This window comes from Streptomyces sp. NPDC111656 (genome assembly GCF_055656965.1).
Map to the genome: position 1 here is coordinate 411,933 of NZ_JBVKCA010000005.1, position 13,074 is coordinate 425,006.

General features: G+C 69.2%; 12 protein-coding genes. All 12 read right to left on the bottom strand.

Translation table 11 applies throughout. The features are described from left to right. Positions 1 to 410: 410 nt before the first annotated feature. Positions 411 to 1,676, bottom strand: a complete 1,266-nt coding sequence (locus ACZ7M3_RS18085; RefSeq protein ID WP_355618019.1) for a DivIVA domain-containing protein — start codon at positions 1,674 to 1,676, stop codon at positions 411 to 413. Positions 1,677 to 1,722: 46 nt separating this feature from the next. Further along, positions 1,723 to 2,007, bottom strand: coding sequence for a YggT family protein (locus ACZ7M3_RS18090; protein WP_054231484.1), 285 nt, complete (start codon positions 2,005 to 2,007; stop codon positions 1,723 to 1,725). A 51-nt stretch (positions 2,008 to 2,058) separates the two neighbouring features. After that, the gene (locus ACZ7M3_RS18095; protein ID WP_054231485.1) at positions 2,059 to 2,700 is read right to left on the bottom strand and encodes a cell division protein SepF; all 642 of its coding nucleotides are present in this window, start codon (positions 2,698 to 2,700) and stop codon (positions 2,059 to 2,061) included. Between the two features lie 129 nt (positions 2,701 to 2,829). Beyond that, on the bottom strand, positions 2,830 to 3,549 hold the full coding sequence (locus ACZ7M3_RS18100; RefSeq protein ID WP_472064374.1) for a YggS family pyridoxal phosphate-dependent enzyme: 720 nt from the start codon (positions 3,547 to 3,549) through the stop codon (positions 2,830 to 2,832). A 6-nt stretch (positions 3,550 to 3,555) separates the two neighbouring features. Continuing rightward, entirely contained in the window at positions 3,556 to 4,263 is a 708-nt protein-coding gene (gene pgeF / locus ACZ7M3_RS18105) for a peptidoglycan editing factor PgeF (protein ID WP_472064376.1), read from the bottom strand. Positions 4,264 to 4,289: 26 nt separating this feature from the next. Beyond that, entirely contained in the window at positions 4,290 to 5,483 is a 1,194-nt protein-coding gene (ftsZ, locus tag ACZ7M3_RS18110) for a cell division protein FtsZ (protein ID WP_472064378.1), read from the bottom strand. 275 nt (positions 5,484 to 5,758) lie between these two features. Next, positions 5,759 to 6,553 carry a cell division protein FtsQ/DivIB gene (locus ACZ7M3_RS18115; RefSeq protein WP_472064380.1) on the bottom strand — a complete coding sequence of 265 codons (795 nt, stop codon included), beginning with the start codon at positions 6,551 to 6,553 and terminating at the stop codon, positions 5,759 to 5,761. Positions 6,554 to 6,578: 25 nt separating this feature from the next. Beyond that, complete coding sequence (gene murG / locus ACZ7M3_RS18120; RefSeq protein ID WP_054231490.1) at positions 6,579 to 7,670, bottom strand: undecaprenyldiphospho-muramoylpentapeptide beta-N-acetylglucosaminyltransferase; 1,092 nt, start codon at positions 7,668 to 7,670, stop codon at positions 6,579 to 6,581. A 6-nt stretch (positions 7,671 to 7,676) separates the two neighbouring features. Further along, positions 7,677 to 9,044, bottom strand: a complete 1,368-nt coding sequence (gene ftsW, locus ACZ7M3_RS18125; RefSeq protein ID WP_472064382.1) for a putative lipid II flippase FtsW — start codon at positions 9,042 to 9,044, stop codon at positions 7,677 to 7,679. A 120-nt stretch (positions 9,045 to 9,164) separates the two neighbouring features. Beyond that, entirely contained in the window at positions 9,165 to 10,589 is a 1,425-nt protein-coding gene (gene murD / locus ACZ7M3_RS18130; protein ID WP_472064384.1) for a UDP-N-acetylmuramoyl-L-alanine--D-glutamate ligase, read from the bottom strand. After that, positions 10,571 to 11,641 carry a phospho-N-acetylmuramoyl-pentapeptide-transferase gene (gene mraY, locus ACZ7M3_RS18135; protein WP_177323990.1) on the bottom strand — a complete coding sequence of 357 codons (1,071 nt, stop codon included), beginning with the start codon at positions 11,639 to 11,641 and terminating at the stop codon, positions 10,571 to 10,573. Before mraY ends, murD begins: the two co-directional genes overlap by 19 nt. After that, a complete protein-coding gene (locus tag ACZ7M3_RS18140) occupies positions 11,641 to 13,071 on the bottom strand; it encodes a UDP-N-acetylmuramoyl-tripeptide--D-alanyl-D-alanine ligase (RefSeq protein WP_351312913.1) in 1,431 nt (476 codons plus the stop codon). Before ACZ7M3_RS18140 ends, mraY begins: the two co-directional genes overlap by 1 nt. Positions 13,072 to 13,074: the final 3 nt, after the last annotated feature.

Here is a 13,074-nt window from a genome sequence, read left to right on the forward strand (position 1 = left end):
GTGGGGCTGCGCCCCCGGCCCCCAGATCGGCCTGAGCGGCCTCGCCCCCAAACGCCGGACAGGCTGAAGGCTCTTAGGGGCGCGGGGAACTGCGCGAGCAACCCCCACCGGCCCGCGGCCGAGCAGATCCGGGTGGGTGGGGATCCGGGGCGAAGCCCCGGCCTCAGGGGCGCGGGGAACTGCGCGCCCAGCCCCCACCCACCCGCAGCCGAAGAACGAAGGCCGGGGCCCACCAAAGATCTTGGTGGGCCCCGGCCTTCGGCGTTGCGTACCCCGTACAGATGCCCCAAGGAACCGCACGCCCGCCCGAAACTTCCCCGCCCGAACCAGCACGGCAAAAGGGCGGAGCCCCGGAAAAATCCGGGGCTCCGCCCTGAACGCTGCCGACGCCTAAGGCGTACTCAAGGCCGTCAGTTGTCGTCCTCGTCGATGAGGAACCCACGCATCGGCGAGGGGGCCTGCTGCATCGGCGACGGCCCCTGGGGCCGTACCGGAGCCATCGGCTGGGTCATGGCCGGCGACATCTGCTGCTGCCCGCCGTAGGAGGGTGCCGCCGGTGCCGGAGCACCGCCCATGCCCTGACCGCCGTACGACGGCGCACTCGCGCCGGCCGGAGCCATCGAGGGCGCGGAGGGCGACGGCAGGGAGGCCGTGGCCGGAGTGCGCGGCGGGGCGAGCGAGTCGTCCGCCTGCGTCTCCAGCTGGCGCAGCTGCGACTCCAGGTAGGACTTCAGACGCGTACGGTACTCGCGCTCGAAGCCACGCAGGTCCTCGACCTTGCGCTCCAGCGTGGCGCGGGCGGACTCCAGGGAGCCCATCGCGACGCGGTGCTTCTCCTGCGCGTCCCGCTCCAGCGCGTCGGCCTTGGCACGGGCGTCACGCTCAAGACCCTCGGCACGGCTGCGGGCCTCGCCGACGATCTTGTTGGCCTCGGAGCGGGCCTCGGCGATCGCCTGGTCGGCGGTCTGCTGAGCCAGCGAGAGGACACGCGCGGCGCTGTCGCCACCGGGGCCCTGCTGCGGCATCTGCGGGCCGTGACCGCCCATGGGTCCACCCATGGGGCCGCCCATCGGGCCACCCATCTGCTGCTGCATCTGGGGCTGCATCTGGCCCGGCATCTGCTGCTGCATCTGCTGACCGGGGCCCTGGCCCATCGGACCCTGACCCATCGGACCCTGACCCATGGGGCCCTGGCCCATCGGACCCTGACCCATCGGACCCTGACCCATGGGGCCCTGGCCCATCGGACCCTGGCCCATCGGACCCTGGCCCATGGGGCCCTGGCCCTGCTGGCCGCCCTGGGCACTGGGGCCCGCGGGCAGCTGCGGCGCACCGCTCGGCAGCTGGGGCGGCCCACCCATGGGGCCACCCATCTGCTGCTGCGGCGGGCCCGATATGCCGGCGGGTACGGGAGCGCCGGGACCTCGCATGCCCTGCGGCGGGCCCTGCTGGTCCTGCTGCTCGGGCGGCTTGCGCATGCCCTGCTGCTGGTTCTGCGCAGCCGCGCGCGTGGCCGCCGCCAGTTTGGCGCGCAGATCCTCGTTCTCGCGGAGCAGTCGCGTCAGTTCGGCTTCAACCTCGTCGAGGAAGGCATCGACCTCGTCCTCGTCATAGCCTTCTCGGAGGCGGACGGTCGTGAACTGCTTGTTCCGCACGTCCTCGGGGGTCAACGGCATCTCTTCACCTCAACGTAGTCGTCGGCATTCGGCAAGACCGTATCGTTCACAGCCGGCTCACGACGGAGATCAGGATGTAGACGATGATCATCAGTACGAAGAAGGACAGGTCGAGCGCCACGCCCCCGAGACGCAGCGGCGGAATGAACCGCCGCAGAAGCTTGAGCGGTGGATCGGTGACAGTGTAGGTGGCCTCGAGAACGACCACCATCGCCTTGCCGGGTTGCCATGAGCGGGCGAACTGGAAGACGTAGTCCATGACCAACCGGAAAATCAACACGACGAGGAAACACGTCAGCGCGATGTAGAGAACCTGCCCGACCACGCTCATGATCCGTGCTTCCCTCTCCCCTGTTTCCGTACCTTGATCCGGTCATGCGTCTCAGCTCTGGTTGAAGAACCCGCCCTCTGCGATGCGGGCCTTGTCCTCCGCCGTGACATCGACGTTAGCAGGCGACAACAGGAACACCTTCTGCGTCACCCGCTCGATGCTGCCGTGGAGACCAAACACCAAACCGGCCGCAAAGTCGACAAGTCGCTTCGCATCTGTGTCATCCATCTCAGTCAGATTCATGATCACCGGGGTGCCCTCACGGAAGTGTTCCCCGATGGTACGGGCCTCGTTGTAGGTCCGCGGGTGAAGCGTGGTGATCCGGTACGGCTCTCGTTCCGACACGACCTTGGGCATGATCACCGGTGCGTTCTTCTCCAGGCTTGCGCGTTCTTGTGTGATGGATGCCACGGGCGCGATCCGCGCCGGACGGCTGGATTCCGCAGTGAGCGAAGCGGAATGCGGCACCGGATCGCGAGGCGCCGGAGGCTGCACCATTCGTACCGATTCATCCCGTTGGGACTGATGTGCCTGATGCGACTGGTGGGGCGGCTCGTGCCGCCGCCGGTCACGCTCGGGCTCCGGGTCGAGCTCGGGCTCGAACTCGTCATCGGGGTCGAAACCCCTGCCGTCGTACCCATCGTCCTCCACGAGGCCGAGGTAGACCGCCATCTTGCGCATCGCGCCGGCCATGCTCTGAGTCCTCCGCTCTGTGGTGGATCGGCTGACGAATTGCCAAGTGCCCGCGATCCACGAGGTCGTTATGTCCGCCAGTGGCGGTAATGACCATATTTTCTGCTGTGGTCCGACTTCTTGGCGACGTTACCCGAGCCCGGGTCGGACTCCGAGTACCGCCGTACCGACGCGTACATGTGTCGCTCCGGCCGCCACGGCCTGCTCGAGGTCCGCACTCATCCCTGCAGACACCATGTTCGCAGCCGGATGCGTGCGGCGCATAGCAGTCGACAAATCCATCAGCCGCTCGAACGCCGCTTGTTGGCGCCCGACGTACACCCCGGTGAGCGGTGCGACGGTCATCAGTCCGTCGAGCCGGAGCCCGGGCGCCCCGGCGACGAGGTCGGCCAACTCTTCGATTCCGCCGACCCCGACACCTCCCCGCTCACCCCGGCCACTCTCCTGCGCGTCCAGTGCGACCTGGATGAGGCAGCCCACCTCGCGCTCCACCCGCACCGCCTCCTTCGACAGGGCCGTGACAAGTCGGGCACGGTCCACGGACTGCACCACATCCGCGTAACCGACCACAGAACGCACCTTGTTGGTCTGCAACTGACCGACAAAATGCCACGAGAGGGGCAGATCCGAGCAAGCCGCGGCCTTGGGCGCCGCGTCCTGGTCCCGGTTCTCGGCGACGTTGCGCACACCGAGTTCCGACAGGAGCCGCACGTCGCCGGCGGGGTAGGTCTTGGTGACCACGATCAGGGTCACCTCTTCACGCTTGCGCCCGGCGGCCACACAGGCCGCCGTGATGCGCTCTTCCACTTTCGCCAGATTTGCGGCGAGTTGAGCCTTACGTTCCGTCATGCCCCATCAGTCCAGCCAGACATAGCCCGCGAGCCGCCCGGTCGTGCGGTCCCGTCGATACGAGAAGTGGTCGTCCGACTCCAGCGTGCACACCGGCGACTGCGCCCGGTCGCACACCCCGAGCCGTTCCAGCTGCGCGTGCACTCCGGCGGTCACATCGACCGCGGGAGTGCCCCAGCTGGTCTCGGCGTACGCCGCCGGCTCAATGGCGGCGACTTCGGCGCGCATCTCGTCCGGCACTTCGTAGCACCGGCCGCAGACCGCGGGTCCGGTGCGGGCGACGATCCGCTCGGGCTCGGCGCCGAGGTCCACCATGGCCCGTACGGCGGCGGGGACGACCCCGGCGACCATGCCGGGCCGTCCCGCGTGGGCGGCGGCCGCGATCCCGGCGACCGGGTCTGCCAACAGGACCGGCGTGCAGTCGGCGGTGAGGACGGCGAGGGCGAGCCCGCGCCGCGCGGTCACGATCGCGTCGACGGACGGGATCTCCGCGGAGAGCCACGGTCCGTCGACCACCGCCACGTCCGGCCCGTGCACCTGGTTCATCCAGACGACCAGGGACGGATCCAGCCCAAGGGACTTGGCGGCCAGTTCACGATTGGTCCGTACGGCGTCCGGGTCGTCGCCGACCGCTCCGCCGAGGTTGAGCGCCTCGTACGGAACGGCGCTCACCCCGCCCCACCGGTCGGTGAAGGCGAAGTGCGCGCCGCTCACGGTGCTCGTTTCGGAGCGATGTCCTATCACTTCAGGAAGTCCGGCACGTCCAGCTCCTCGGCCGCGCTGTCCGAGTAGGCGCGGGACGGCGGGACCGGCGGAGCGACCTGGACGTCGTTGACCGGCTCCGGGGTGGGCGCCGGGGCCTCCTTCGGCGTGACGCTGCCGAGCGAGCCGAAGGACGGCCGGCTCTCGGCGGCCCGTACCGGCGTGGGCTCCTCGCGCTGCTTGGCGGAGGTGGAGCCGAGGATGTTGTCCCGCTTGGCCGGCGGCTGGCCGCCGTCGAAGCCGGCGGCGATCACGGTGACCCGCACCTCGTCACCGAGCGCGTCGTCGATGACCGCGCCGAAGATGATGTTGGCCTCGGGGTGTGCGGCCTCGCTGACCAGCTGGGCGGCCTCGTTGATCTCGAACAGGCCGAGGTCGGAGCCGCCGGAGATGGAGAGCAGGACGCCGCGCGCGCCGTCGATGGAGGCTTCCAGGAGCGGCGAGGAGATCGCCATCTCGGCCGCCGCCACGGCGCGGTCGTCGCCGCGGGCCGAGCCGATACCCATGAGCGCGGAACCCGCCTCGGACATCACGGACTTGACGTCGGCGAAGTCGAGGTTGATCAGACCGGGCGTGGTGATGAGATCGGTGATGCCCTGAACACCGGACAGCAGGACCTGGTCCGCCGACTTGAAGGCGTCGAGGACGGAGACCTGGCGGTCCGAGATGGACAGCAGCCGGTCGTTCGGGATGACGATGAGGGTGTCGACCTCTTCGCGGAGTTCCGCGATGCCGTCCTCGGCCTGGTTGGCGCGACGCCGTCCTTCGAAGGTGAAGGGGCGGGTGACCACGCCGATGGTCAGGGCGCCGAGCGAGCGGGCGATGTTGGCCACGACGGGCGCGCCGCCGGTGCCGGTGCCGCCGCCTTCACCGGCCGTGACGAAGACCATGTCGGCCCCCTTGAGGACCTCCTCGATCTCCTCGCGGTGGTCCTCGGCCGCCTTGCGGCCGACGGCCGGGTTGGCTCCGGCGCCGAGTCCGCGCGTGAGTTCGCGGCCGACGTCGAGCTTGACGTCGGCGTCGCTCATCAACAGAGCTTGCGCGTCCGTGTTGATGGCGATGAACTCGACGCCCTTGAGACCGACCTCGATCATCCGGTTGATGGCATTGACACCACCGCCGCCGACACCGATGACTTTGATGACTGCGAGGTAGTTCTGCGGTGCTGCCACGTCGAAGGCCTCTCGCCTCGAGTTACGTGTCGTCGCCTCGCACGCTCGCGATCCGACGACTGATGCCGAATGGGACGGTCCGAACGCCGACCCGAACCCTAACGCTGAAGTTTAGGGTTACCAGTGTGTCTGTTCCTTGGACTCTTCCGAACAGGACACTAAGTCGACAAGTGGCGCACGTTCAACGAACACGCCGAACCTCCCGTTTTTCTTTTCACCCTATGTGATCAGGCGTAGCGCTGCCCAACCAGGGTGCTGGCCTGCGCAAATGTGCGTCAACTCCCCGATGACGCAGGGGCGATGGGGGCACTCACATCGAAGTGCCGGGCCCCTGGAGCTGCTTTCATGAGAGCGGTGAGCGTCCCGGCCTTCGCGCGGCCCTTCTCGCCGCTCCCCCACTCGACGCTGCGTCCGCCGCTCAACTCCAGCGAGATCGAGTCGTACGAACGGACCTTGACGACCCGGGTGTCGCGACGGACAGCGGCCGGAATGTCCCCGGCCACCCCCACGGCCTCGCGCACCAGCCGGTCGACCGGGAAGCGGCGCAGAACGGCTGCCCTGGACTTCGCAGGCACCGCCAATTCCAGTGCGGGCACGCCCCTCGGGGCGGCCGAAACCGTCGCGAAACGCACACCCTTGGCGTCCACTTCGATGTACTTGCCGCCGTTTCCGGTGTTTTTGAGAATGAGCACCGGGGTGCGCTCGACCACTTTCAGCCCGATTCCGTGCGGCCAGGAACGGACGACATCAACCGAGTCAATTCGGGGCAATTTCCGGCGCAGTCGCGCCTCAATGGCGTCGGTATCGATGGAAATCAGCGGCGATCCGACCGCCACGTCGGCCGCGTCGCGCACTTGCCGGTCCGTCAGGACCCGCACCCCGGACACCGACACCTTCTCGGCCCGCAGCCACGGCGAGCCGTAGAGCAGCCAGAGTGCGGCCGCCGTCACCAACACCACCGCGACCAAAAGGACGATGAGCATACGAAGGCGACGCAACCGCCTGAGGCGGGGCGAGCCGGACTCCAACTTCTGCCGTTCACCGCGCTCGGCGGTCGTCGGTCCGGCCACGCTCCCTGCCTTCCCTCATGCGGTCCTAGCGGTGGCGAGAGGCGATCGCCTCGTACACCATGCCGACGAGCAGGTCGTCGGCGTCCCGGCGGCCGAACTCGCTGGCGGCGCGGGACATCTCGTACAGCCGGTGCGGGTCGGCCAGCACGGGCAGCACGTTCTGCTGAACCCACGCGGGTGTCAGCTCCGCGTCGTCGACAAGGAGACCGCCACCGGCCTTGACCACCGGCTGGGCGTTCAGCCGCTGTTCGCCGTTGCCGATGGGCAGCGGGACGTAGGCGGCGGGCAGCCCGACGGCGGAGAGTTCGGCGACGGTCATCGCGCCCGCACGGCAGAGCATCATGTCGGCCGCGGCGTACGCGAGGTCCATCCGGTCCACGTACGGTACCGGGATGTACGGGGGCATCCCCGGCATCTGGTGGACCTGCGGCAGTTCGTTCTTCGGGCCGACCGCGTGCAGGATCTGGATACCGGCCTGCTGGAGGTAGGGAGCCGCCTGCTGGACGACCTCGTTGAGGCGCCGTGCGCCCTGCGAGCCGCCGGAAACCAGCAAGGTCGGCAGCGAGGGGTCGAGACCGAACGCGGCGCGCGCCTCGGGGCGTACGGCGGCCCGGTCGAGGGTGGCGATCGAGCGGCGCAGCGGGATGCCGATGTAGCGGGCGCCGCGCAGCTTGTTGTCCGGGGTCGAGACGGCGACCTGCGCCGCGTACCGGGAACCGATCTTGTTGGCGAGGCCCGGCCGTGCGTTGGCCTCGTGGATCACGATCGGCACGCCGAGGCGCTTGGCCGCGAGGTAGGCGGGCAGCGCCACATAGCCACCGAAGCCGACGACCGCGTCCGCCTTGGTGCGCTCCAGGACCTGCTCGGCCGCCTTGATCGTGCCGCGCAGCCGTCCCGGGACGGTGATCAGCTCGGGTGTGGGCTTGCGGGGCAGCGGAACGGCGGGGATCAGCGCGAGTTCGTAACCCCGCTCCGGTACGAGCCGGGTCTCAAGTCCGCGTTCCGTGCCCAGGGCCGTGATCCCCACGGTCGGGTCCTGCCTGCGCAGGGCGTCCGCGAGGGCGAGCGCGGGCTCGATGTGGCCGGCGGTCCCCCCGCCGGCGAGTACGACATGCACCGAAATTCACCGCTCTCCGGACGAACGCGCCGCCGAGGCACGCCGTCGCATCGTGTTCCATCTCCGAGGCCCCGCGGCCCCCGCGGAGCCTCTCACCGCAGCACGCTTTCTACCAAAGCGGGGTTGCCGCATCGCAAGCGCCGCCCGCGCAGCGGGCTCGTCGCGTGCGAAGGCGATCAGCAGCCCGATGGCGAACATGGTCGGCAGCAGGGCGGACCCTCCGTAGGAGAACAGCGGTAGCGGGACTCCGGCGATCGGCAGCAGACCGAGCACCGCACCGATGTTGATCACGGCCTGGGCCGTGATCCAGGTGGTCACGCCTCCCGCGGCATACCTCACGAAGGGGTCCTCCGTGCGTCCGGCCACGCGGATACCCGCATAGCCTAGAGCCGCGAAGAGGGCGAGCACCGACAGCGTCCCCGCGAGGCCCAGTTCCTCCCCGGTGATGGCGAAGATGAAGTCGGTGTGCGCTTCCGGGAGTTGTCCCCATTTTTCCACACTGGCGCCGAGGCCGGAACCGAACAGTCCGCCGGAGGCCAGCGCGTAGATGCCGTGCACGGCCTGCCAGCAGGTGTCGTTCGGGCCGGGTTCGGTGGCGCCGATGCAGGCGAGCCGGGACATCCGGTTGGGGCTCGTCTTGATCAGGATGAAACCGATGGTCACGGCGACCGCCAGCACGCCGCCGAACAGCCGCGTGGGCGCCCCGGCCAGCCACAGCAGTCCGAAGAGGATGGCGGTGAGGATGATCGCCGTGCCCATGTCGCCGCCGAGCATGATCAGCCCGAGCAGCAGGAAGGTGCCCGGGACGAGCGGCACCAGCATGTGCTTCCACTGCGCCAGCATGCCCTTGTCCTGTTTGCGGGCGAGCAGGTCGGCGCCCCACAGCACGAGCGCGAGCTTGCCGAACTCGCTGGGCTGGATCTGGAACGAGCCGCCGAGGGAGATCCAGTTCTGGTTGCCGTTGACCGCCATCCCTATCCCCGGGACCTGCACGAGGATCATCAGGAAGACCGCGCCGGCCAGGATGGGATACGCCAGCGCCCGGTGGAGCTTCACCGGCATCCGCATGGCGATCAGGAGCAGCACGGTGCCGATGGAGGCGGCGAGGAACTGTTTGCGGAAGAAAAACGATCCAGGCAGCGACAGCTGCAGCGCCGTGATCATCGAGGCCGAGTAGACCATCACGAGGCCCAGCACGGTGATCAACAGGCTACTGCCGAAGATCAGATAGTACGCGGTGAGCGGACGGTCCCAGGCCTTGCGGGCGCGCAGGACGAGCAGGCGCAGGGAGTTGTCGCGCGGGGGACGGGGGCGTCCGGCGGGGCGCCGTGGGGCACGCTGGACGGGGGGACGGCCAGTACGGCTACTGGCCATCACCGGCTCCGTCCGCCATGCCCCGGGAGGGCGTCCCACAGGGCGATGGGGGTCCCCACCATGGCGTCACGCGTCCCTCCCAAGGGTCCCGGGCGCGCCCGGACCGTCCGAGACCCGCCGTCAGGCGCTCGCGCCGAGTTCGCGGACCGCCTCCGCGAACGCGTCCCCGCGCTTGTTGTAGTTGGCGAACATGTCCATGGAGGCACAGGCCGGCGCCAGCAACACCGTGTCGCCCTCGCGGGCGAGCCCCCGCGCCTCCCGAACCGCCGCGAGCATCGCCCCAGTGTCGGTCCGGTCGAGGTCGACGACGGGTACTTCCGGGGCGTGTCGCACAAGGGCTTCACGGATCAGAGCCCGATCCGCGCCGATGAGCACGACGCCCCGAAGTCGCTTGGCCGACTTGGCGACCAGCTCGTCGAAGGCCGCGCCCTTGGCGAGCCCGCCCGCGATCCACACGATCGACTCGTAGGCCGCCAAAGAGGCCTCCGCGGCATGCGTGTTGGTCGCCTTGGAGTCGTCGACGTACGCCACGCCGTCCACGTCGGTGACGTGCGCGATGCGGTGGGCGTCCGGTGTGAAGGCCCGCAGCCCGTCCCGTACGGCCGCGGCGGGCACCCCGAAGGCGCGTGCCAGGGCCGCCGCCGCAAGGGCGTTGGCGATGTTGTGCGGGGCGGGCGGGTTGACGTCGGAGACCTCGGCGAGTTCCTGGGCGTTCTTCTGCCGGTTCTCGACGAAGGCGCGGTCGACCAGGATGCCTTCCACGACGCCCAGTTGGGACGGTCCGGGGGTGCCGAGGGTGAAGCCGACCGCCCGGCAGCCCTCCTCGACATCCGCCTCGCGCACCAGGTCCTCGGTGGCCTTGTCGGCGAGGTTGTAGACGCAGGCGACCCGATTGCCTTCGTAGATACGGCCCTTGTCGGCGGCGTACGCCTCCATGGAGCCGTGCCAGTCGAGGTGATCCGGTGCCAGGTTCAGCACGGCGGCCGAGTGCGCGCGCAGCGACGGCGCCCAGTGCAGCTGATAGCTCGACAGCTCCACCGCCAGGACGTCGTACCGCTCCTCGCCGAGGACCGCGTCGAGGAGCGAAACCCCGATGTTGCCGACGGCGGCCGTGCGCAGCCCGGCCGCCGTCAGGATCGAGGCGAGCATCTGCACGGTCGTGGTCTTGCCGTTGGTGCCGGTGACGGCCAGCCAGGGGGCCGCGTCGGGACCTCGCAGCCGCCAGGCCAGTTCGACGTCGCCCCAGACCGGGACGTCCGCCGCGGCGGCCGCGGCGAACAGCGGCTTGTCCGGCTTCCAGCCGGGCGCGGTGACGATGAGCTCGGTGCCCTCGGGCAGGGTGGCACCGTCACCGAGGCGCACGGTGATGCCGAGCGCCTCCAGCTCCGCGGCCTGCGCCCGGGAGCGCTCGTCGTCGCCGTCGTTGACGACCGTGACGACGGCACCGAGTCCGTGCAGCACCTTGGCCGCCGGGATGCCGGAGACGCCGAGCCCGGCGACGGTGACGTGCTTGCCCTGCCAGTCGGTCACTTCTTGGCTGCCCATCCTGCGTAGAAGAGGCCCAGACCCACAATGACGCACATGCCCTGGATGATCCAGAAGCGGACCACGACAAGGACTTCGGACCACCCCTTTAGTTCGAAGTGGTGCTGGAGTGGTGCCATGCGGAAGACGCGCCTGCCGGTGAGCCGGAAGGAGCCGACCTGGATGACGACCGACATGGTGATCAGGACGAAGAGGCCGCCCAGGAGCGCGACCAGCAGCTCCGTGCGGGAGCAGATCGCGAGGCCGGCGAGCGCGCCGCCGAGGGCCAGCGAGCCGGTGTCACCCATGAAGATCTTGGCGGGCGAGGTGTTCCACCACAGGAAGCCGAAGCAGGCTCCCATCAGGGCGGAGGCGACGACCGCGAGGTCGAGTGGATCTCGTACCTCGTAGCAGGCGGCCGGGTTGGTCAGGGTCTGCGCGTTGGCGCAGGACTCCTGGAACTGCCAGACGCCGATGAAGGTGTACGCGCCGAAGACCATGGTCGCGGCGCCGGTGGCGAGACCGTCCAGACCGTCGGTCAGGTTCACGCCGTTCGACATGGCGAGAATCATGAACAGGGCCCAGACCACGAAGAGCACCGGGCCGATGGTCCAGCCGAAGTCCTCCACGAAGGAGAGCCTGGTGGAGGCCGGGGTGTTGCCGTGGTTGTCCGCGAACTGCAGCGCGAGGACCGCGAAGGAGATGCCGACGATCAGCTGACCGGCCATCTTCGCCTTGGCCCGCAGACCGAGCGAACGCCGCTTGACGATCTTGATGTAGTCGTCCAGGAAGCCGACCAGGCCCATGCCGGCCATCAGGCCGAGCACCAGCAGACCCGAGAAGGTCGGCGGCTTGCCCGTGATCACCTTGGACAGGAAGTACGCGATGATCGTCGCCAGGATGAAGGCGATACCACCCATGGTCGGAGTACCGCGCTTGCTGTGGTGCTCCTTCGGACCGTCGTCGCGGATGTACTGCCCGTAGCCCTTGCGGGCCAGCAGCTTGATCAGCAGCGGGGTCCCGATCAGGGTCAGGAACAGACCAATGACTCCTGCGAACAGGATCTGGTTCATCATCGGGCCGCGACCTCACCCTCGGCACCGCCGTCGAGCAGCGCCTGCGCCACCCGTTCGAGCCCGACCGACCGGGACGCCTTCACGAGCACGACGTCCCCCGGGCGCAACTCGCTGCGCAACAGGTCGACAGCCGCCTGTGCGTCGGACACGTGCACCGACTCCTCACCCCACGAACCCTCGTTATATGCGCCCAGTTGGAGCCAGGAAGCTTCCCTGCCACCGACCGCGACGAGCTTGCTGACGTTGAGTCGGACGGCGAGCCGCCCGACCGCGTCGTGCTCGGCGAGCGCCTCGTCCCCGAGCTCGGCCATCTGACCGAGCACCGCCCACGTGCGACCCCCTTGTGCCTGTGAGGCTTTGCCCATTGCCGCGAGCGCGCGCAGGGCGGCTCGCATGGACTCGGGGTTCGCGTTGTAGGCGTCGTTGACGACCGTCACGCCGTCCGGGCGCTCGGTGACCTCCATCCGCCAGCGGGAGAGGGAGCCCGCCTCGGAGAGCGCGAGGGCGATCTCGTCTGCGGACATGCCCAGCTCATGGGCGACGGCGGCCGCGGCGAGCGCGTTCGACACGTGATGCTCACCGTACAGGCGCATGGTCACATCGCTGCACCCGGAGGGTGTGTGAAGCCTGAATGCGGGCTGTCCAGCGTCCGTGAGACGGACGTTCTCGGCACGTACGTCCGCTTCGCCGGACTCTCCGAAGAGGATCACGCGCGCTTTCGTCCGGGACGCCATGGCGCGTACGAGGGGGTCGTCGGCGTTGAGGACGGCGACACCGCCCGCTTCCGACGGCGGAAGGCTCTCGACGAGCTCGCCCTTCGCCTGTGCAATCTGTTCGCGGCCGCCGAACTCACCGATGTGGGCGGTCCCGACGTTCAGGACGAGGCCGATCCTCGGTGGCGTGAGGTCCGTGAGGTAGCTGATGTGGCCGATGCCGCGGGCGCCCATCTCCAGGACGAGGAACCTGGTCTCCTCGGTGGCGCTCAGCGCGGTCAGCGGCAGCCCGATCTCGTTGTTGAGCGAGCCGGGCGTGAAAACGGTCGGCGCCTTGCTCCGCAGGACCTGGGCGATCAGGTCCTTGGTGCTGGTCTTGCCCGCGGAGCCGGTGAGGGCCACGAGGGTCGCGCCGAGGCGTTCGACGACGTGACGCGCGAGGGCGCCCAGGGCCGCCTGCACGTCCGCGACGACGATCGCGGGCACGCCGACGGGCCGGGAGGCCAGTACGGCGACCGCGCCCGCCGCGACGACGGCCTCGGCGAAGTCGTGGCCGTCCACGCGCTCGCCGGCGAAGGCGACGAAGAGGCTGCCTGGCTCCACTTCACGGGAGTCTCTGACGACCGGTCCGGTGACCTGTACCGCCGGATCCGGTATGTCGTACGTCTGCCCGCCGACGACTGCTGCGATCTCGGCGAGGGAGAGGGCGATCACAAG